Origin of the sequence: Catenuloplanes nepalensis (genome assembly GCF_030811575.1) — a bacterium.
Lineage (GTDB): Bacteria > Actinomycetota > Actinomycetes > Mycobacteriales > Micromonosporaceae > Catenuloplanes > Catenuloplanes nepalensis.
Map to the genome: position 1 here is coordinate 7425786 of NZ_JAUSRA010000001.1, position 19214 is coordinate 7444999.

Below are 19214 nucleotides of genomic sequence, written 5' to 3' on the forward strand. Positions count from 1 at the left end.
CTGGGGTCGCCCCCCAGATCACGCGGTCACCGCCGGCGGTCGAGCAGCAGCACGTCCACGGTGGAGCCCGCGGCTGCGCTGGTCACCCGCTCCCCCAGCACGAGCAGGCCGTTCGCCTCGGACATGCCGGAGAGCGTGTACGGCCCACCGGCCAGCGGCTGGACCGTGTAACCCCCGCCGCGCCGTTCGGCCACGTGGGCCGGCCGGAACTCGCGCAGGCCGGCCGGCGACGAGACGGTCTCCAGCAGGTGCGCCCGCACGCTCGGCCGGAACACCGGCTCCGCGCCCGCGAGCAGCTGGATCGCCGGCCTGGCTAGCACCTCGAATCCCACCAGTGCGGCGCCTGGGTCCCCGGGCAGACATATGATCGGCACCTCCTCGGCACCGACCGTACCGAATCCGAGTGCGGTCCCGGGATAGAGCGCCACATCGGTGAACGTGACCGGCCCGGTGCGCCCGACGTCACGCCGGGAGAGTATCCGCCGGACCATGTCGCCGGGGCCGGTTCCGGTGCCGCCGGTGGTGATCAGCAGGTCGGCGCGGAGCGTCTGGTCCTCCAGCAGCGCGCGCAGGCCCTCCGGGTCGTCGTCGCAGATCCCCAGCCGGTACGCCAGCGAGCCGGCCTCGACCGCGGCCGCGGTGAGCGCGTGCGAGTTCGCGTCGACGACCTGGCCGGGCTGGCTGGCCCGGCCCACCTCGACCAGTTCGTCGCCGGTCGCGACCACGACCACGCGCGGGCTGGGCCGCACCACCACGTGCCCGATCCCGGACGCGGCGAACACCGCGACCAGGGCCGGGCTGACGTAGGAGCCGGCCCGGGCGAGGACCGAGCCGGCCGGCAGTTCCTCGCCGGCGCGGCGCAGCCCGTACCCCCGCTTGGGGGCCTGGAAGATCTCGACGGCGGCCATGCCCTGGTCGGTCCACGGGACCGGGACCACGACGTCCGCGCCCATCGGCAGCGGCGAACCGGCCGCGACCGAGAAGCACGCGCCGGGCGTGAGCCGGACCGGGCGCCAGCTGGCCGCGCCCAGGTCGCCGACGACGTTGAGACGGACCGGCCGAGGGTCCGGCACCCTGCCCTCGTGCATGCCGAAGGCGGGGTGCGAACCGCTGCGGCCGGCCGCCGCGATGTCCTCCCAGCGCGCCGCGTACCCGTCGATGGCCGCCTGGTCGAAGGCGGGCACCGGATGCGGGCTGGTCACGTCCTCCGCGAGCACGTTCCCGTACGCCTGGGTGAGGTCGAGGTCGAGCGGGGGCAACGGCCGTAACCTGCGCAGCACGCTGCCCAGGTAGTCGGCGAGTGGCGTCAGCTCGTTAGCGGCCGCCTCGGCGTCGGCCGTCGCAGTCATCCGGTTTGTCCTCCGACGTAGTCGCCCAGCCAGGCGCGGAACGCCGGGCCGATGTCCTCTCGCTGGGCCGCGAGCTGGACCACGGTCTGCAGGTAGCCGAGCGGCATGCCGGTGTCGTACCGGATGCCGCGGTAGACGATGCCGTGCACCGGCACGCCCTCGGCGAGCAGCGTGGCCATCGCGTCGGTGAGCTGGATCTCGCCGCCGCTGCCGGGCTTCGTCTCCTTGATGACGTCGAAGATCTTCCCGGGCAGCACGTACCGGCCGACGACCGCGTAGTTGCTCGGGGACTCCTCCTTCTTCGGCTTCTCGACCAGGCCGGTCACCCGGACCACCTCGCCGTGCTCGGAGAAGCCCTCGGCCGGCGCGACGGACGCGATGCCGTACCGCGAGACCTCGTCGTCCGGCACCTCGATGAACGCGAGCACGATGCCGCCGGTGCGGGCCTGCAGGTCCAGCATGGCGGGCAGCAGCGGCTTGTCCTGCTCGACGAACTCGTCGCCGAGCAGCACCGCGAACGGCTCCTCGCCGACGTGCGAGGCCGCGGTGCCGACCGCGTGGCCGAGGCCGAGCGGCTCGCCCTGGCGCACCGTGTAGATGTCCGCGAGGTCGCTGGTGCGGCGCACCTCGTGCAGCCGCTTGTCGTCACCCTTGGTGCGCAGGCGCTCCTCGATGTCCGGACGGCGGTCGAAGTGGTCGACCATCGAGGTCTTGCCGCGGCCGGTGACCAGCAGCACGTCGGTGATGCCGGCGGCGGCGGCCTCCTCCACGATGAACTGCAGCACCGGCCGGTCGACCACTGGCAGGAGTTCCTTGGGTACGGCCTTGGTCGCGGGCAGGAACCGGGTCGCGAGTCCGGCGGCGGGGATGACCGCCTTGACGGCTCGGCGGCCGGGGACGGCCTGCGGGGTGTCTGTCGTGGTCATGGCTCGGGTCACGGCACCTTCGCTGAGGGTGGGGTCCGACATGCCGCGAGACTATCGGCCACGGCTCTGCCGCGGCGTCTGCGGTCCCGACGGCACGCCGGAGGTCGTCGCGGCTGCCCCCTCATCATCTGCCCCATCGGCCTCACCCGCCACCGAAACGGGATTAACACGGACATCAAGCTCAGAATCCAACGCCAGCAGCGGTACGGCCGGCACCGTCACCGCCGCCGGCTCGCGCGCCGGTGGCGGTGCACACACCCGGTACGTGTCCCGCCCGGCCGCCTTCGCCGCGTAGACCGCCTCGTCCGCCGCGTCCAGCACGCGCTGCGCGTGCCCGCCGTGCCGCGGGTAGACCGCGATCCCGATGGACACCGTGACCGGCACCCGCAGCCCTTCGCCGACCGGCACCGGGCTGTCCCGCACCGCCGCGCCGAGCCGCTCCGCGACCGTGGCCGCGCCGCCCGCGTCCGTCTCCGGCAGCAGCACCACGAACTCCTCGCCGCCCTGCCGGAACGCCAGGTCGACCTCGCGCAGCCCGGCCCGTACCCGCCGGGCGAACTCGACCAGCACCGCGTCGCCGACCGCGTGCCCGTGCGTGTCGTTGACCGCCTTGAAGTGGTCCAGGTCCAGCACCAGCACGGCGAGCGTGCGCCCGAACCGGCTGGCCCGCTCCACCTCGCGCCGGATCGACTCCTGCAGGTAGCGGTAGTTCCACAGGCCGGTGACCGGGTCGGTGAGCGAGAGCCGCTGCGCCTCCTCGTGCACGCGCACGTTCTCCACCGCGACCGCGGCCTGCCCGGCGAACGTGCGCAGCGTGCCTAGGTCCACGTCGTCGAAGTCGTCCGCGCCGAGCCGGTCGTAGAGCGCCAGCACCCCGGTCGCGGCCGGTCCGCGCTCGCCGGCCGCGTCGTCGTGCGGCGGGCAGAACGGCACCGCCACGTAGGTGCGGCAGCGCGGCTCCTCGGGGCAGAGCGGCCCGCCGTCCGGGTGCACCCGCCCGCGGCGCGGCTCCGCGGTCGCGGCCACCGCGCCGAGCAGGCCGCGCCCGACCGCGATCCGCAGCGCGGCCGGCTCCGCGTGCGGCGTCCGGTCGCCGAGCCCGTCCGCGCACCGGCCGACCAGGTGGCCGGTCTCCGGGTCGTGCAGCAGCACCAGGCCGGCCCGCGCGCCGGTCGCGACCATCGCGGTGCGCAGCAGCACCCGCAGGATGCGGTCCAGGTCGTGCGTGCCGGACAGCGTCTCGCCGAGCGTGCGCAGGTTGCGGCGCAGCTGGTCGCGGCCGGCGGTGAGCGCCTGCACGTACGCCTGGGTCTCCCGGGTCATCCGGTTGAACGCGCCGCCGAGCCGGGCCACCTCGTCGTGGCCGCGCACCGGCACGCGCGTGTCCAGGTCGCCGCCGGCCACCCGGTCCGCGGCCCGGACCAACTCGGCCAGCGGGCGGGTGGTGGAGCGGGCCAGCGCGGCGGCGGCCAGCACCGCGAGCGCGCCCGCCAGCAGCACGATGCCGAGCAGCACGGCGAAGAGGTCGCGGCGGTCCGGGCCGGGCACCGAGACGGCCAGCGGCAGCGGCTGGCCGGGGACCGGGCCGAGGCGGCGCACGTACCGGCCGTCGCCGGAGATCGCGGTGCCGTCGCCGGTCAGCCAGCGCACCGACGCCGGGCCGGCCGCCTCCCCGCCGGCGCGCGGCGCCGTGCCCGCGGCGTCGTCCAGCAGCGTGACGCCGCCGCCGGTCGCGGCCGCCAGCCGGCGCACCAGCGTCCCGTCCAGCGCCTGCACCACGTAGACCACGGCCACCCGCAGGCCGAACACGTCCCGGATCTCCACCCGGGCGGTGATCGCGCGCGGCGGCGCGCCGGACGTCGCCGGCGCGGCGCAGTCGGCCCACGGCGACGCGGGCATGCCCGCGGTGGTCAGCTGCGGCGCGCCGGTCGCGTCCACCACCTGCACCGCGCTGGCCAGGCCGCGCGAGACGACCAGCTCGGCCAGGCCGGCGCGCTGGCCCGGGTCGGGGAGCACGGCGAGCGCGTCCGCGCTGGCGGAGAGCCGTTCGCAGAGCGCGCCGACCTCGGTCCGGACCGCGCCGGCGGCCAGGTCGAGCCGCTCGTGCGCCCGGTCCCGGCCGAGTGCGTCCACCGCGCCGCCGACGAAGACGGCACCGAGCAGCACCGGGCCGAGCACCACCGCGAGGAAGGCGGAGGTCAACCGTCCGCGCAGGGTCACGCCTGATCCCCCCATGACGCCGGGCCCGTTAGCTGCGATGCTGGCACAGGACGACCCGATTGCCAGGGTTGTGACTGGAGTGTTGCGTGCCGGATTTTTCGGATCGAGACGACTTTGCGGTAAAGGCCGGGAAGAGCGCTGTCCGGGGGCGCCTACTGGCCGCCCGGCGGGCGCTGCCGGAGGAGAGCCGCCGTGCCGCGGCCGCGCGGGTGCGCCTCGCGCTGGGCGACCTGATAGCGGCGGAGCGGCCCGCCGTGGCCGCCGCGTACGTACCGGTCGGCGCGGAGCCGGGCGGTGCCGGGCTGCCGGACGCGCTCACCCGGATGCTGCATCCGCACGGGCGGCTGCTGCTCCCCGTGCTGCTGCCCGACCTCGACCTCGACTGGGCCGAGTACGCGGGGCCCGCCTCCCTCACGCCGACCGGGCGCGGCCTGCGCGAACCCTCCGGCCGGCGGCGCGGGCCGGACGCGCTCACGGACGCCGAGCTGGTGATCGTGCCGGCGCTCGCGGTCGACCACCGTGGCGTACGCCTCGGCAGGGGCGGTGGATCCTACGATCGCGCGCTGGCCCGATGCGCGTCCGCGCTGGTGGTGGCGCTGTTGCACGACGACGAGCTGGTCGCGGAGCTGCCCTGGGAACCGCACGATCGGCGCGTGCAGGCCGTGATCACCCCGGCCGGCGGGCTCGTCCGGGTCGGGTGAGAGCCACCTCGCTGGACGCAGGGCGCCCGATGACGGATCATTGGCACTCGGAATTCCAGAGTGCCAATCACGCGAAGATCCTCCGGAGGGGAACGTGCCCACCTACCAGTACGCCTGCACCGAGTGCGGCCACCAGCTCGAGGCGGTGCAGTCGTTCAGCGACGAGCCGCTGACCGAGTGCCCGGCCTGCCAGGGGCGCCTGCGCAAGCTGTTCAACTCGGTGGGCATCGTGTTCAAGGGCTCCGGGTTCTACCGCACCGACTCGCGCGGCGGCGGCACCTCGGCCGAGTCCGGCAAGCCGGCCGCGTCCACCGCCGAGTCGAAGACCTCCTCGGAGACGAAGAGCTCCTCGGAGAGCGCGGCGAAGCCCGCGGCGGCCGCCTCCACCGGCTCCTCGACGACCACGTCCAGCAGCACGGCATCCAGCGGCTCGTAACCCGCCGTCCACAGAACGCACGAGTTATCCACAGATCCCCACGTTATCCACAGGCTGACATCCCCAGCCTGTGGATAACTTTTTCCACATCACCAGTGCGGTGGACGGTCCTCCAGCAGCCGGTCGTCGTTGCCGCCGCTGCCGAGCTCCCCCCAGCCACGGTCCGTGTCGTCGGACGTCTGGTCCGGCAACACGGGCAGGTCGTCGTCGACCAGGTCGACGGTGCGCTCGTCGTCGATGCCGGCGTGCGGCTCAATCTCCGGGTTCACGCGCCCAGCGTACCCACCCGCGGATGACCGGCGTCCCCCGCCGGTGGGTCCCCCGGATGGCGCGTTGGTAGCGTCAGATGGCGTGAGCACTCCCGACGATCACAGCCCCTGGCGGGACGTCTCCGGCTCTCCCCCGTCCGCCGCGGAGACCGGATACACCGGCCCGCCGCCGCAGGAGCATCCGGCGCCGGACTGGCAGCCGCCCACGCTGCGGCCGGCCCCGCCCCCGCGCCGGCTGCCCGGCCAGGACGTGCACGCGATCGAGGCGGCCGAGTCCCGCGCACGCGGTCTGAGCTACGGCGTCGGGATCGGCGCGCTCGTGGTGATGGTCATCGCACTGTGCGCGATCTGCGGGCGTCTCCTCTTCTGAGCCTGTATCGACGTGGGGGCCGCAGCCCGTCTCCCACGTCGATACAAGCTCTAGATCTTCCAGTTCATCGCGGCGCCGGTGTCGCCGGTCATCACCACGAAGTAGCCGGTGACGATCGCGAGCAGCACCGCGACCACGCTCAGCCCGATGGTGAGCGCCTTCGGCGTGCCGGCCCGCCGGCTCAGGAACAGCAGCGCGCCGGTGATCAGGCCGAGGCCGAGCGAGAAGAAGAACGTCCGCTGGCCGTACGAGGCGTGCTCGCCGATCTGGTCCAGGAACTGCTCCGGCGTGCCGTCCGCCTCGCGCATCTCGTAGAACGCGTTACCGGAGATCATCGAGAACAGCGCGGAGAGCGGCGCCACCACCGCGAGCAGCGCGACCGCCCAATCTATCCGCTTCCGGACCGCCGGCCACACCGCGAAGACGATCGCCCCCAGCGCGAGCAGGGGCACGAAGACGACCGCCGCATGCACCAGAAGCACGTGCGCGGGCATGCCGTTGATGGTCTCGAACACGATGACTCCTCAGGCCGTTCAAGCAGGTTGCTACGTCATCACAGTCACCACCTGATCGGTCCGGTTCCCGATCTCTGGCGACAATCCGCTGACGTGTTCGTGACCACCACCGGTGAGCAGCGCTGAGCCGTTCTCCACCTGGCCTGTGTGGCCGAGATCTACCTGGCGCCAGCCCACGGTCCGGGTGTGCCAGGTGGAGAAAGCTCACTCTTGAGCCGTACGCGGTGACGTGTTGTGATGGTGGGATGCCGACCGCGGACGAGCAGCTGCGCACGCACGGGCTGAGGGTCACCCGCCCCCGGCTCGCCGTGCTCGACGTGCTCGCCACCGGCGGCCACCTGGAGGTCGAGGAGATCGCCCGGCAGGTCCGGCTGCGCCTCGACTCCGTCTCCACCCAGGCGATCTACGACGTGCTCGGCGCGCTCTCCCGGGCCGGCCTCGCCCGCCGCCTCGAACCGGCCGGCAGCCCGGCCCGCTACGAGGCCCGCACCGGCGACAACCACCACCACGTGGTCTGCCGCGGCTGCGGCCAGGTCGCGGACGTCGACTGCGTGGTCGGCGACGCCCCCTGCCTGGACCCGGACGACGCCTCCGGCTTCGAGGTCGACGAGGCCGAGGTCACCTTCTGGGGCCTCTGCCCCATCTGCCAGACCCGCCGCTCCGCCGAGCAGTAATCCCACCCGCCGACCGCCGGGCCGACCGCCGTCCTCCAGGATCAACCGGCCGCACCGCCGGGCAGTAGACCCTCGCCGGCTGGTCACCGGGCCGGCCGCCGTCCTCCAGAATCGACCCGCCGCACCGCCGAGCGGTCGCCCGCGGCCCTCCTTTGCTCTGCTTACCTGAGCAGAACCGGCAAGCCGGACCCTCACCATCGCGCGTGCGGGCGTCTCGTCAGCCGGGCGATTCGTCCAGGTAAGCAGAGCAAAAGGGGCTGGGCCGCACCGCGGTCTCCCGCCGCCCGCCGCATTCCCGGCCCGCCACCTTCGTGCTCGGGGCGAACCAACCCGAAGATCTTTATCTGCCCAGTTGATCTCGCATCACCTTCCGAGGCCTCCCGGCGAGACCGGTCGGCCGTTGGCCGGCCTTCCTGCCAGTCAGGTGGCCGCAAGGGCGGCACGGCAACCTCGATCCATCCCGCTCCGCCGGCAGCCCGCGGCCACCGCACCGCGGACGATCCGGCAGGCGCTCCGCGCCCGAAATATCGGCTCATCACGCCATCCGGCCGCTCCTGCGGCATTGCGCGATCCGCCCACTGCTTTGCTCTGCTTACCTGGACAAATCACCCGGCGTCGACGGACGTTTCAAGGCTTTTGTTCAGGTAAGCAGAGCAAACGAGCGCGCGGAGATCCTGGCCGGGCCTCGGGCGGGGGTGGGATCAGTCGCCGGCGGGGCGGGGGCGCGGGGCGGGGTCGGTGCGGAGCGTCGACTCGACGGCGGACCACGGGTCCTTCGGCTCGGCGGTGGCGCCGGCCGGGCAGACCGCGCGGAAGTCGCACCAGGAGCAGAGGCGCCCGGGTGCGGTGGGGAACGCCTCGTCCGGGTCGGCGCCGCCGGCCAGCGCGGCCTCCGCGGCCATGATGTCTCCGGCGGTGTCCTCGGCACGGCGGACCTGGCGGGCCAGCGACTCGTCGGTGTGCTCGTGCGCGGCGATCGTGCCGCTCGGCAGGTGATGCAGCTCGACCCGGTGGCAGGGCGCGTGGAAGACCTTCTCGGCGGCGAAAGCGTAGAGCGCCAGTGCCTGGGAGCCGCGGGCGTCGTCCGGGTCGGCGCCGGACCGGCCGGTCTTGTAGTCGACGATGACCAGCTCGCGGCGGCCGTCCGGGGTGACGCGCGCGTCGATCCGGTCGGTACGGCCGCTCAGCGCGAGTACGGCGGTGCGGGCGGCCACGGTCCGCTCGACGCCGACCGGCTCGAACGCCGGGTCGAGGCCGGCGAGGTAGCCGTCGAGCCAGGCCAGTGCGGCCCGCCACGCCTCGCGCTCCTGCTCGACGTCGCGGTACCCCTCCCGTACCCACGTGGCCTTGAGCAGTGTCGGGAGCACGCCGGGACGGCGGCGATCGGCGGGCAGATCGAACCAGTTCTTCAGCGCGGTGTGCACGCTCGCGCCGAGCGAGTTGTGGCCCCACGGCGGGCCCTTCGGCGGCGTGGGGCGGTCGACGTACGCATACCGGTACCGCCGGGGGCAGTCGATGAACGACCCGAGCTTGCTGGGCGTGCAGACGAAGAGCCGCTGCGGCATGCCGGGGAACCCGAGCTGCTCGGGAACCGCGGACCGGCCGGTGGACGAAAACCTGGGCACCCCCCGATCCTGCCAGGCGGGTACGACGAACCCCCGCGAGGCCGCGGCCGGTGCTGTCCCCGGCTACAGCGCGTTCGTGTACTGCGTGACGAACGCCGCCACCGAGTCCGCGATGAGCTGCACCGCGATCGCGGCCAGCAGCAGACCGGCGATCCTGGTCAGCACCTCGATGCCGCCCGGCCGGAGCACCCGGACGATAACGTCGGAGAAGCGCAGGACCAGCAGCACCACGAGCATCACGGCCACGATCCCGGCGCCGATCGCCACGTAGTCCGCGGCGTTGTCACCGTTCTGGACGAACAGCATGGTGGCGACGATCGCGCCGGGGCCGGCCAGCAGCGGTACGCCCAGCGGCACCAGCGCCACGTTCGAGGTGGCCTGCCGGTCGGAGACGTCGTCGGTCTTGCCGGTGAGCAGCTCCAGCGCGATGAGGATCAGCAGCAGGCCGCCGGCGCCCTGCAGCGCGGGCAGGTCCACGTGCAGGTAGTCGAGCAGCGTCTGGCCGAGCAGCGCGAACACGACGATGACGCCGAAGGCCAGCGCGACCGCCTGCCGCCCGGCCTTGCGCCGGTCGCGCTTCGGCAGCGTGCCGGTCAGCGCGAGGAAGATCGGCACCATCCCCGGCGGGTCCACGATGACCAGCAGGGTGACGAACACCTCGCCGAACAGCTTGAGATCCACATGATCACGCTACCGTGATCAACTTTGCGTGGAGCGGCGGGACACCACCTCTGGAGCGGCGGGACACATCTCAGAGCGGCGGGACCCCGGACGCCGATGCCACGATCTTGTCCAGTGTCTCCGGCGCGGTGGTGAACGCGCCCAGCCGCACCGTCTTGTGCGTGCCGTGGAAGTCCGACGAGCCGGTCACCACCAGACCCAGCCGATCCGCGAGCCGCCGCACGTACGCGCGCTCGTCCGGCGAGTGGTCCTCGTGGTCGGCCTCCAGCCCGAACAGCCCGGCGCCGGCCAGTTCCCCGATCAGTGAGTCCGGCACGATCCGGCCGCGCCGGGTGGCCCGCGGGTGGGCCAGGACCGGCACACCCCCGGCCGCGCGGACCAGGCGCACCGCCGTGAAGACGTCGATGTCCGCCTTCGGCAGCCGGTAGCGGCGGCCGAGCCACTGCGGGCCGAACGCCTCGGACGTGGTGGTGACCAGCCCGGCCCGGATCAGTGCGGCCGCGATGTGCGGGCGCCCGACCGAGCCGCCGGCCGCGTACTCCATCACCTCGGACCAGCTCACGTCGATGCCGTCGGCGCGCAGCAGGTCTACGATCGCCTCGCCGCGCCGCTCCCGGTCGGCCCGCACCCGGGTCAGCTCGCCGGTCAGCGCCGCGTCCGCCGGATCGATCAGGTACGCCAGGAGGTGCAGCCCGATCCCCGCCGCCTCGCCGCGCCACCAGCAGGAGATCTCCGCGCCCCGGATCAGCGTCAGCCCGTCCGGGCGCGCCTGCGCCGCCTCGGCCCAGCCGGCCGTGGTGTCGTGGTCGGTGATCGCCATCACGGCCAGCCCGGCGGCGGCGCCGGCCCGGACCAGATCGGCCGGGCGGAGCGTGCCGTCACTGGCGGTGGAGTGGGTGTGCAGGTCGATGCGGGGTGCGGTCACGTATCGAGTCTGCCTCAGGGGCCTATCCGGTCCGGGAGCCCGGCACCGCGCCGAGTCGCGGCACGTACTGCCAGCCCGCACCGACGTCCGCGGGCAACGCCACCGTGTCACGCGTTCCGTCCGCCCGGCAGGTGACCGCCACGCGGTCCGCGCCGGCCAGCAGCGTGTCCGCGGAGATCCAGACCGCGGCCGTGCCGGCCGGTGCGGCGCAGACCGCCGTGTCCCCGTCCCCGCCGAGCACGTCGTCGACGCCGGCCATCCGGAAGCCGTCGTCGCCGGCCTGGTAGACGTGGCTGCCGTCGGCGGACAGGCGCACACCCGGATCGCCGTCCACGGTCAGCCCGAGCGTGCAGCCGCCGGTCGTCCCGATGGTCAGCTTCGCCGCACTCGCCGCCAGCCGGGCCAGGCACACCCGGTCGCCGCCGGCCTCGCGGACCAGCGCGGTGGTGGCACCGTCGGCGCGCGGCCCGAGCACGGTCAGCACCCGGGTGTCGAACGCCGGCTCGGCCGGTGCGGCCGGGTCGACCAGCGCGTATCCCCCGGTGTCCGCGCGGACCAGCACGCTGTCGCCGACGAAGCCGACCGGGCGCACCCCGGCCGCGATCGGCGCGCCGGCCGTCACCGCCAGGCCGCGCGTGGTCACGGCACCGACGTGCAGCCTGCCGTCGGCGACGAACGTGATCCGCTCACCGGCCGGGTCGAGCGCCCAGTCGTCGCCGTTGCCGCTGAGCGCCTTCGTGGTGCCGTCCTCCAGCAGCAGCAGCCTGACCCCGTGCTCGCCGCCGTAGACCCAGCCGATCGCCACCCGGTACGCCCGGGTGACGCTCCCCACGCCGGTCAGCGTGACGATCGACCCGCCGGTGGTCCAGAGCCGGTCTCCGGCGCGGATGTCCAGGTCGATGCCGGTGGGCCGGCCGTCGACGTCGCGCTGTTCCGCGGTGGCGGACACGTCCGGGCCGCGCTCGGCCTCGGCCACCGCCGGTGGTGACGGCACCACGCTGGGCGCCTCCACCGCGGCGCCGTTCGGCAGCATGCCGGTGGGTGAGGTCCCGCCGCCGCCCTGGAACGCGCCGAGCCCGTAGACGGACGTGCCGAACAGCAGCACCGCGGCGGTGGAGGCGACGGTCAGCCGGCGGCGGCGCACGACGCGCGCGCGGGCGATGGCGCGGGTCGCGGGGTCGTCCGCGGACGGCGCGTTCTGCGTGGTGGCCGCGAAGAGGTCGCGGAGCCGGTCCTCGAGCACCGGGCTCACCGCCCCTCCCGCGCGAACTGCGGGCGGGCCACGGGCGGCGCGGGGACCGAGGCCGGGCGCGCGGGCAGCTGCCGCGTCGGGATCACCGGCTCGCGGTGGGTCTCGGCGGGGACGGACGGGTCCGGCACCGGCACGCCGGAGTCCGGGTCGATGCCCTCGGCGGCCAGGCGCTGGCGCAGCGCGTTCAGCGCGCGGAAGGTCTGGCTCTTCACCGTGCCGGGCGAGATGTTCAGCATCGCCGCGGTCTGCGCCTCGGACAGGTCCTCGTAGAAGCGCAGCACCAGCACGGCGCGCTGCCGGGTCGGCAGCGCCCGCACGTGCCGCCAGAGCGCGTCCCGCTCCAGCTGCGCCTCGATCTCGTCCGGCGCCGCGCGCTCGGGCAGCACCTCGGTGGGGCGCTCGCCGTGCCAACGGCGGCGCCACCAGCTGGTCGCGGTGTTGACCAGGACCCGGCGCGCGTACGGCTCGACCGCCTCGATCTGCCCGAGCCGGCGCCACGCGAGGTATGTCTTGGTCAGCGCGGTCTGCAGCAGGTCCTCCGCCGTGGCCCAGTCGCCGGCCAGGAGATATGCCGTGCGCAGCAGCGCGCCCGAGCGTGCGGAGACGAAGTCGCGGAACTCGTCGTCGACGCGGTCGGCGACGACGCGCAGGTCCCGGTCGGCACTGACCGGCGCGGCCTCCGAGTCGCCCTCCATGGTCACCCTCCCCGCGCGCGACAGCAGTCTCTGACAGACTCACACGACACGGGGAGCGATATCTATGGGCGAACGGCTGATATCCGGGGCGGGTCAGGCGTCGTCGCCGGGGTCCGCGTTCTTGCCGAGCCGGGCCTCGACGGCCTGCGGCTCGTACATCTCCTCGACCACGCGCAGGTAGAGCTCGTTCGGGTTCGGCAGGTGCTTGACCTCGCGCAGCGCCTGGTCCTGGCCGGCCGACTCCAGCACGAACGTGCCGTAGTTGAGCATGCGGCCGACCGGGGACTGCTCGTACTTCATGTCCGTGACCCGGGCCAGCGGCATCATCGCCACCTTGCGCGTGATGATGCCGTTGACGACCATCACCCGCTTGTTGGTCAGGATGAACCGGTCGAAGTACCAGTCCGCGACGTTCCATGCGACCCAGCCCATGACACCGAGCCAGACGATCACCGCGACCGTGGTGAACCCGCTCGCCGACTCCTGTCTGGCCAGGAAGCCGGACAGGTAGCCGAGCAGGAACGTGGCCGCGGCACCGATCAACAGCGGTGTCCACAGGTGAACCCAGTGCCGTTTCCACTCACCCCGGTACCGCTCGGTGGGGAAGAGGTAACGTGCGACCAGCGTGGTGGGCTCGTCCTCCAGCGGAAGGACGCGACGTGGCCCCAGCGGCATGCCGGAGGAGTCGACGCGCAGTCCCTCGAACTCTTCAGCCTCGAACGCCGGTGCGACATAACCGTCGTCGGGGCCTGGAGGCCTCGATGCCGTCGTCATGACCGACTCAGGCGACCAGGCTGGTGAAGAACTCGCTGAAGCCCTGTGCGATGTCGCCGATCGTGCTGCCGAGAGACTGGAACACGTCGGCTGCCGAGTTCGGCCGGAACGCAACGAAGAAGATCAAAAAGGCGATTCCGAGCCAGGTGAGGATCTTCTTGACCGACATTGCGGGCCATCCCCCTTCGCGGCTGTGTCAGAGTCCGTTCGTGCCGCGTACTCAGAGTATCAGTTGCACTTCCGACTGTGAACGAATGACCCAACACCGGACCATTCACTCAGGGCGTTCACGCCCGTCCATGAAGGTACGGAGACGGAGCACCGTACACAAGCTCGGGTGGCACCCAGTCCGACAGATCGTGAAGAACGACATGTTCGGCGAAGAGGTAACCCGCGCTCGCGGGCCAGGCTACCGCATACAGCCACATCCCACGCGCTTCTCCGGCATATGCGCTGCGATCGGCGAGTGACTTGACGGACCACAGTGGAGTGGCGTGTCCACCCACCTTGATCTTCGCGTGCGCGCCGCTCGCACCGGCCATGGCGGAGCTGAGCAGCTCGCCGCAGTCCAGGCCGGGCAGTCCGGCCAGCCGGGCGCCGAGACCCACGCCCGGCTCCTCCGCCACCAGCACGATGTCCGCCGGTCCATCACCGAGCGGGGCCGGCCCGCTGCACGCCAGCGTGGTCGCCCGCACCCCGCTCCGCTCGTCGCCGGCCCAGCCGACGCCGGTCACGGTCCAGCCGGGCAGCAGCGGCCACGGACACCACAGCGGAATGCGTGAATGACCGTTCGCGGTGTGCGACGTCACGCTCTCCACTATCTCCGGACCGATGTGCTCGGCCACATGCAGAGGGGCAACCGGGCCGCAGCCGTCACACCGCCAGTCCGGGTGCATCAGGTCCGGCGGCCTGACCGGGCCTCCGCATCGAGGACAACTCACCGTCACGCCCACAGGACTACGGTGCGTGCCCGCCGCCCCCGCCGTCAAGCGAATCGGGTTTTTCGTCCCCGACCGGGACGGCATGGGCACGGATCCAGGCGTGCATCGCGATGCCGCTGGCCACGCCCGCGTTGATCGAACGCGTCGAGCCGAACTGGGCGATGGAGAACACCTGGTCACAGGCGTCACGCGCGACATCGGACAGCCCGGGACCCTCCTGGCCGAACAGCAGCACGCAGCGGCGCGGCAGCACCTCGGACTCCATCGGGCGCGCGCCGGGCAGGTTGTCGATGCCGATCACCGGAAGATCACCCGATCGGGCCCAGGCCACGAACTCCTCGATCGTGGGGTGGTGCCGCACGTGCTGGTAGCGGTCGGTGACCATGGCGCCGCGCCGGTTCCAGCGGCGGCGGCCGACGATGTGGACCTCCGCGGCCAGGAACGCGTTGGCGTTGCGCACCACGGTGCCGATGTTGAGATCGTGCTGCCAGTTCTCGATCGCGACGTGGAAGCCGTGCCGGCGCCGGTCGAGGTCGGCCACCACCGCCTCGCGCCGCCAGTACCGGTAGCGGTCCACGACGTTGCGCCGGTCGCCCTCGGCCAGCAGCTCGGGGTCGTAGCGCGCGTCGTCCGGCCAGGGTCCCGGCCACGGGCCGACACCCACCTCCAGCCGCGGCTCGTCAGAAGCGTCCACGGGGTCCAGACACTAGACCAGGCCGAGCGCGGCCCCCAGCTCGGTCAGGAAGCGCCGCTCGTCCGCGGAGACGCGCGGGCCGGCGAAGTGCCCGGAGCGCGAGGCGGCGCAGACCTTCGCGGCGACCGCCTGGATCCACTGCCGGTAGGCGGCGGAGTCGGCCGGGTCCGCGTGCTGAGCCAGCACCCGGGCCGCCTCCCGGCTCGCGGCCAGCACCGCGGCGAGCCCGGCGCCGGGGTCGGTGAACTCCTGCGCGTCCGGCGTGTCCTCGTCGGTCTCCGCGTAGACTGCGGCCACCACGGCGCGGACCAGGTCGCTGTCGGAGGCACGGCCGGCCGCGATCGCGGCGAGTCCGGCGAGCCCCTCGGCGACGGTCCGGCCGGGCGAGTCGTGCTGCGCGGAGGTGGCCGCGATCACGACGCGGCCGGGCAGCCGGACCAGGAGGCTCCACTGCGCCGGCGGTATCGGCGACGCGGGCGCCCACGCGGCGAACCGGCGGCGTTCGGAAGCGGACGGGCTCGGCATGACGACGACCTCCTGCGCGTCAGCATATGACCGCACGGTTCCCGCCCCGCACAAACCCCGGATCAAACACCTTCGCCGGGGGTACGGTCCCGCGGCGCGACGGGTGCGGCCGGCCGGGGATGGCTCGCCAGCTCCGGGACGGTGCCCCGCTTCGGCACCAGCACCGTGCGCCGGAACACGCAGACGAGCGTGCCGTCCTGCTTGTAGCCGCGGGTCTCCACGGACACCACGCCGCGGTCCGGCTTGCCGGCCGACTCGCGCCGGGTGAGCACCGTGGTCTCGCCGTAGACCGTGTCGCCGTGGAACGTGGGCGCGACGTGCCGCAGCGACTCCACCTCCAGGTTCGCGATCGCCTTGCCGCTGACGTCCGGCACGGACAGGCCGAGCAGCAGTGAGTAGACGTAGTTGCCGACCACCACGTTGCGCTTGAAGCCGGTCGCGGTCTCCGCGTAGTGCGCGTCCAGGTGCAGCGGATGGTGGTTCATGGTCAGCAGGCAGAACAGGTGATCGTCGTACTCCGTGATCGTCTTGCCGGGCCAGTGCCGGTAGACGTCGCCGATCTCGAACTCCTCGTAGTACCGGCCGAACCGCACGACGGCACCCCCACAGCCTTAGTGACTCCTCAGTAACATCCGTGAGGGGCAGCGTAACGCGCGTGACGATGGTTACGGCTGTGAGATTTTCCGGACGGAGTGGTGGCGTCACACTCGAACTTTCTCCGGACGCAATGAGCGGCGGGGCCCTCCCCGGCACCCGCCGCCCACGCTCTGTTGGAGAAGATTTTGCCTCACCGTCCGTATTCAATGGAAGGGTTCAGGCTGGTTGTTTAGGCGACAGTTATTTATTCGTGACGTTACCTATCGTATTTTCGAGTGAGGCGTGACACAGTGTCACCGCAAGGGAAATCCCTACCTCAACCGGCATGTGCAGGTCGGAACGTCTGTGCGAGAGCGCTTACCCGGAAACGCTCCCACTACCGTCAGTGATCCGTGAAAGATCCTCGTTCTCAACTGACACCGTTGCGGAGCGAAGTCGGGTGGGAATTGCATGCAGGAAATCTGCACGGCGGTTCCGCCTAGCCGGTGCCCGGACGGGGTATCCCCCCAGGTGAGGCGGGCGCCACTCCCCGCGGGCGGCCCCGCCGGAAATGCACCGCCGCGGGGATTCGTTTCGATGACCGGAGACGGCAAGGCCGGACACGGCCAGATCGGAGACATCACATGGCGACCGTTGCACTGACCGACGCGAACTTCGACGACGTGACGAGCAAGGACGGCATCGTGCTCGTCGACTTCTGGGCCAGCTGGTGCGGCCCGTGCGTGAGGTTCGCCCCCACCTACGAGGCGGCCTCGGAGAAGAACCAGGACGTCACGTTCGGCAAGGTGGACACCGAGGCCGAGCAGGAGATCGCCGCGAAGTTCGGCATCCGCTCGATCCCGACCATCATGGCGATCCGCGACGGCGTCATCGTCTTCTCGCAGGCCGGCGCGCTGCCCTCCTCGTCCCTGGACTCGGTGATCGAGCAGGTGCGCGCGCTGGACATGGACGAGGTCAAGTCCCAGCTCGCCGCGCAGAGCAAGTAAGACCGGAACACACGGACCGATCGAGGGTACGGCCGGGGAGGTTCTCCCCGGCCGTACCCTCGATGGCGTTTCAGGGTCTCGTCAGGCGACGTGGGTGAGGTATCGGTCCAGGGTCTCGGCCAGCACCTCGGCGCCGGGCCGGGCCCAGACGTCCGCGTGGAAGACCTCGACCTCGACCGGACCGGTGTAGCCGGCCGCGTCGACCGCCTCGCGGAACCGGCGCAGCTCGATCACGCCCTCGCCGGGCAGGCCGCGGCCGAGCAGCACGCCCTCGGGCAGCGGCGTGATCCAGTCCGCGGCCTGGAACGTGGCGATCCGGCCCTCACCGCCGGCCCGGGCGATCTGCTCCCAGACCTCCGGGTCCCACCAGACGTGGTACGTGTCGACGCACACGCCGACCGCCTCGGCCGGGTACGGCCGGGCCAGGTCGAGCGCCTGGCCGAGGGTGGAGACCACGCACCGGTCCGAGGCGAACATCGGGTGCAGCGGCTCGATCGCCAGCTGCACGCCGGCCGCCAGCGCGTGCGGGACCAGCTCGCCGATCGCGTCACCCACGTGCCGCCGGGCCGCGTCCACGTCACGCGAGCCGTCCGGCAGGCCGCCGGAGACCAGCACCAGGATCGGCGCGCCGAGCGTGTGCGCCTCGTCGATCGCGCGCCGGTTCTCGTCGAACCAGCCCGGCTCCTGGAAGAAGCCGCCCCGGCAGAGCGTGGTGATCGGCAGGCCCAGGTCCCGGGCGAGCGCGGCCGTCTTCTCCACGCCGTGGGCCTGCGTCTCCTCCCGCCACAGCCCCACGCCCCCGATGCCCGCCGCGGCGGCGCCCCGCAGCACCTCGCCGACCGGCCAGTGCTTCGTGGTCGCGGCGTTGAGCGAGAACCGCGACCGGCTCACGACAGCTCCGGGATCTCGACCCGCCGGCCCTCACGCGCGGACCGCAGGCCCAGCTCGGCCAGTTGCACGCCGCGCGCGCCGGCCCACAGGTCCCAGGTGTACGGCTCGTCCTCGGCGACGTGCCGCAGGAACAGCTCCCACTGGGCCTTGAAGCCGTTGTCGTACTCCTCGTTGTCCGGCACCGTCTGCCACTGCGAGCGGAAGTCCTCGGTGGCCGGCAGGTCCGGGTTCCACACCGGCTTGGGCGTGGTCGCCCGGTGCTGGATCCGGCAGTTGCGCAGGCCCGCGACCGCGCTGCCCTCGGTGCCGTCCACCTGGAACTCGACCAGCTCGTCGCGGTAGACCCGGACCGCCCAGGACGAGTTGATCTGGGCGATCACGCCGCCGGCCAGCTCGAAGATGCCGTACGCGGCGTCGTCCGCGGTCGCGTCGTAGGCGGTGCCGGACTCGTCCCAGCGGGTCGGCACGTGCGTGGAGATCCGCGCGGTGACGGCCTCGACCTCGCCGAAGATCTGCTCCAGCACGTAGTGCCAGTGCGGGAACATGTCGACCACGATGCCGCCGCCGTCCTGCGACCGGTAGTTCCACGAGGGACGCTGCGCGGCCTGCCAGTCCCCCTCGAAGACCCAGTAGCCGAACTCGCCGCGGATCGACAGGATGCGGCCGAAGAAGCCGCCATCGACCAGGCGCTTCAGCTTGCGCAGGCCGGGCAGGAAGAGCTTGTCCTGCACGACGCCGTGCTTGATCCCGGCCGCGTCCGCGAGCTTGGCCAGGTCGACCGCGCCGGCCAGGTCCTCCGCGGTCGGCTTCTCGGTGTAGATGTGCTTGCCGGCGTCGATCGCCAGCCGCAACGCCTTCTCCCGCTGCGCCGTGACCTGGGAGTCGAAGTAGATCTCGACGTCCGGGCGGGCCAGCGCGGCGGCCAGGTCGGTGGTCCAGTCGGTGAGCCCGTGCCGCTCCGCGATCTCGCGCAGCTTCGCCTCGTTGCGCCCGACCAGGACCAGCTCCGGGTAGAGGCGGTCACCGTTGGCCAGCGGCAGGCCGCCCTGCTCGCGGAGCGCCAGCAGCGACCGGACCAGATGCTGCCGATAACCCATCCGGCCGGTCACGCCGTTGAGCACGATGCCGATCGTCCTTCGCGCCATGGTGCGATCCCTCCAGGCTCCCC

22 protein-coding genes and 1 pseudogene are annotated in these 19214 nt (G+C 72.6%); 5 read left to right on the forward strand and 18 right to left on the reverse strand.

Annotation, left to right across the window (positions count from 1 at the left end; genetic code table 11):
* Window positions 1–26 precede the first annotated feature (26 nt).
* The 3 genes from J2S43_RS31950 to J2S43_RS31960 are packed head-to-tail and all read right to left on the reverse strand — an operon-like array spanning window position 27 to window position 4495.
* Window positions 27–1349, reverse strand: a complete 1323-nt coding sequence (locus J2S43_RS31950; RefSeq protein WP_306835336.1) for a molybdopterin molybdotransferase MoeA — start codon at window positions 1347–1349, stop codon at window positions 27–29.
* Window positions 1346–2275 carry a UTP--glucose-1-phosphate uridylyltransferase gene (locus J2S43_RS31955; protein ID WP_306835338.1) on the reverse strand — a complete coding sequence of 310 codons (930 nt, stop codon included), beginning with the start codon at window positions 2273–2275 and terminating at the stop codon, window positions 1346–1348. The genes J2S43_RS31950 and J2S43_RS31955 overlap by 4 nt, the downstream gene beginning before the upstream one ends.
* 51 nt (window positions 2276–2326) lie before the next feature.
* Window positions 2327–4495, reverse strand: coding sequence for a GGDEF domain-containing protein (locus J2S43_RS31960; protein WP_306835340.1), 2169 nt, complete (start codon window positions 4493–4495; stop codon window positions 2327–2329).
* A gap of 86 nt (window positions 4496–4581) precedes the next feature.
* Here J2S43_RS31960 and J2S43_RS31965 point away from each other — a divergent pair, with 86 nt between their 5' ends.
* Both J2S43_RS31965 and J2S43_RS31970 read left to right on the forward strand, forming a co-directional pair.
* A complete protein-coding gene (locus J2S43_RS31965; RefSeq protein WP_306835342.1) occupies window positions 4582–5196 on the forward strand; it encodes a 5-formyltetrahydrofolate cyclo-ligase in 615 nt (204 codons plus the stop codon).
* 94 nt (window positions 5197–5290) lie between these two features.
* On the forward strand, window positions 5291–5632 hold the full coding sequence (locus tag J2S43_RS31970; protein ID WP_306835345.1) for an FmdB family zinc ribbon protein: 342 nt from the start codon (window positions 5291–5293) through the stop codon (window positions 5630–5632).
* A gap of 89 nt (window positions 5633–5721) precedes the next feature.
* Here the strand turns inward: J2S43_RS31970 and J2S43_RS31975 are convergent, their stop codons facing one another.
* A complete protein-coding gene (locus J2S43_RS31975) occupies window positions 5722–5901 on the reverse strand; it encodes a hypothetical protein (RefSeq protein WP_306835347.1) in 180 nt (59 codons plus the stop codon).
* 82 nt (window positions 5902–5983) lie between these two features.
* On the opposite strand from J2S43_RS31975, the gene J2S43_RS31980 reads away from it, so the two are divergent.
* On the forward strand, window positions 5984–6271 hold the full coding sequence (locus J2S43_RS31980) for a translation initiation factor 2 (RefSeq protein ID WP_306835350.1): 288 nt from the start codon (window positions 5984–5986) through the stop codon (window positions 6269–6271).
* Between the two features lie 50 nt (window positions 6272–6321).
* On the opposite strand, the gene J2S43_RS31985 is transcribed toward J2S43_RS31980, so the two are convergent.
* The gene (locus tag J2S43_RS31985; protein WP_306835351.1) at window positions 6322–6786 is read right to left on the reverse strand and encodes a DUF2231 domain-containing protein; all 465 of its coding nucleotides are present in this window, start codon (window positions 6784–6786) and stop codon (window positions 6322–6324) included.
* 245 nt (window positions 6787–7031) lie between these two features.
* Between J2S43_RS31985 and J2S43_RS31990 the strand changes: the two genes are divergently transcribed.
* Window positions 7032–7460: a Fur family transcriptional regulator gene (locus J2S43_RS31990; protein WP_306835355.1), complete on the forward strand. Its 429-nt coding sequence runs from the start codon at window positions 7032–7034 to the stop codon at window positions 7458–7460.
* Window positions 7461–8161: 701 nt separating this feature from the next.
* Here J2S43_RS31990 and J2S43_RS31995 read toward each other — a convergent pair.
* The 11 genes and pseudogenes from J2S43_RS31995 to J2S43_RS32045 form a co-directional block, all read right to left on the reverse strand.
* Window positions 8162–9025, reverse strand: coding sequence for a RecB family exonuclease (locus tag J2S43_RS31995; protein ID WP_306839589.1), 864 nt, complete (start codon window positions 9023–9025; stop codon window positions 8162–8164).
* A gap of 123 nt (window positions 9026–9148) precedes the next feature.
* Window positions 9149–9766: a MarC family protein gene (locus J2S43_RS32000; RefSeq protein WP_306835356.1), complete on the reverse strand. Its 618-nt coding sequence runs from the start codon at window positions 9764–9766 to the stop codon at window positions 9149–9151.
* Window positions 9767–9836: 70 nt separating this feature from the next.
* On the reverse strand, window positions 9837–10691 hold the full coding sequence (locus tag J2S43_RS32005) for a PHP domain-containing protein (RefSeq protein ID WP_306835358.1): 855 nt from the start codon (window positions 10689–10691) through the stop codon (window positions 9837–9839).
* A gap of 22 nt (window positions 10692–10713) precedes the next feature.
* A complete protein-coding gene (locus tag J2S43_RS32010) occupies window positions 10714–11943 on the reverse strand; it encodes a hypothetical protein (RefSeq protein WP_306835360.1) in 1230 nt (409 codons plus the stop codon).
* Entirely contained in the window at window positions 11940–12638 is a 699-nt protein-coding gene (locus tag J2S43_RS32015) for a SigE family RNA polymerase sigma factor (protein ID WP_306835362.1), read from the reverse strand. The genes J2S43_RS32010 and J2S43_RS32015 overlap by 4 nt, the downstream gene beginning before the upstream one ends.
* Before the next feature lie 93 nt (window positions 12639–12731).
* Window positions 12732–13346: pseudogene (locus J2S43_RS32020) on the reverse strand (PH domain-containing protein); the annotation flags it as partial.
* A 73-nt stretch (window positions 13347–13419) separates the two neighbouring features.
* Window positions 13420–13581 (reverse strand): hypothetical protein, encoded by a 162-nt coding sequence (locus J2S43_RS32025; RefSeq protein ID WP_306835363.1) that lies wholly within the window; start codon window positions 13579–13581, stop codon window positions 13420–13422.
* Between the two features lie 118 nt (window positions 13582–13699).
* Complete coding sequence (locus J2S43_RS32030) at window positions 13700–14437, reverse strand: DUF6758 family protein (RefSeq protein WP_306835365.1); 738 nt, start codon at window positions 14435–14437, stop codon at window positions 13700–13702.
* Window positions 14370–15047: a TrmH family RNA methyltransferase gene (locus tag J2S43_RS32035; protein WP_306835367.1), complete on the reverse strand. Its 678-nt coding sequence runs from the start codon at window positions 15045–15047 to the stop codon at window positions 14370–14372. The genes J2S43_RS32030 and J2S43_RS32035 overlap by 68 nt, the downstream gene beginning before the upstream one ends.
* A gap of 12 nt (window positions 15048–15059) precedes the next feature.
* Window positions 15060–15572, reverse strand: coding sequence for a hypothetical protein (locus tag J2S43_RS32040; RefSeq protein ID WP_370881800.1), 513 nt, complete (start codon window positions 15570–15572; stop codon window positions 15060–15062).
* A 62-nt stretch (window positions 15573–15634) separates the two neighbouring features.
* Entirely contained in the window at window positions 15635–16165 is a 531-nt protein-coding gene (locus tag J2S43_RS32045) for a MaoC family dehydratase (RefSeq protein ID WP_306835371.1), read from the reverse strand.
* 627 nt (window positions 16166–16792) lie between these two features.
* Between J2S43_RS32045 and trxA the strand changes: the two genes are divergently transcribed.
* Entirely contained in the window at window positions 16793–17155 is a 363-nt protein-coding gene (trxA, locus tag J2S43_RS32050) for a thioredoxin (protein ID WP_306835373.1), read from the forward strand.
* An 81-nt stretch (window positions 17156–17236) separates the two neighbouring features.
* On the opposite strand, the gene J2S43_RS32055 is transcribed toward trxA, so the two are convergent.
* A complete protein-coding gene (locus J2S43_RS32055) occupies window positions 17237–18046 on the reverse strand; it encodes a sugar phosphate isomerase/epimerase family protein (RefSeq protein WP_306835375.1) in 810 nt (269 codons plus the stop codon).
* A complete protein-coding gene (locus J2S43_RS32060) occupies window positions 18043–19191 on the reverse strand; it encodes a Gfo/Idh/MocA family protein (RefSeq protein WP_306835378.1) in 1149 nt (382 codons plus the stop codon). Before J2S43_RS32060 ends, J2S43_RS32055 begins: the two co-directional genes overlap by 4 nt.
* Between the last annotated feature and the right edge of the window lie 23 nt (window positions 19192–19214).

Coding starts and splice junctions, on each gene's coding strand:
- J2S43_RS31955 (WP_306835338.1), bottom strand. CDS start 2,275: ATGACCACGACAGACACCCCGCAGGCCGTCCCCGGCCGCCGAGCCGTC.
- J2S43_RS32015 (WP_306835362.1), bottom strand. CDS start 12,638: ATGGAGGGCGACTCGGAGGCCGCGCCGGTCAGTGCCGACCGGGACCTG.
- J2S43_RS31990 (WP_306835355.1), top strand. CDS start 7,032: ATGCCGACCGCGGACGAGCAGCTGCGCACGCACGGGCTGAGGGTCACC.
- J2S43_RS32040 (WP_370881800.1), bottom strand. CDS start 15,572: ATGCCGAGCCCGTCCGCTTCCGAACGCCGCCGGTTCGCCGCGTGGGCG.
- J2S43_RS32030 (WP_306835365.1), bottom strand. CDS start 14,437: ATGCCGTCCCGGTCGGGGACGAAAAACCCGATTCGCTTGACGGCGGGG.
- J2S43_RS32025 (WP_306835363.1), bottom strand. CDS start 13,581: ATGTCGGTCAAGAAGATCCTCACCTGGCTCGGAATCGCCTTTTTGATC.
- J2S43_RS32060 (WP_306835378.1), bottom strand. CDS start 19,191: ATGGCGCGAAGGACGATCGGCATCGTGCTCAACGGCGTGACCGGCCGG.
- J2S43_RS31995 (WP_306839589.1), bottom strand. CDS start 9,025: ATGCCGCAGCGGCTCTTCGTCTGCACGCCCAGCAAGCTCGGGTCGTTC.
- trxA (WP_306835373.1), top strand. CDS start 16,793: ATGGCGACCGTTGCACTGACCGACGCGAACTTCGACGACGTGACGAGC.
- J2S43_RS31950 (WP_306835336.1), bottom strand. CDS start 1,349: ATGACTGCGACGGCCGACGCCGAGGCGGCCGCTAACGAGCTGACGCCA.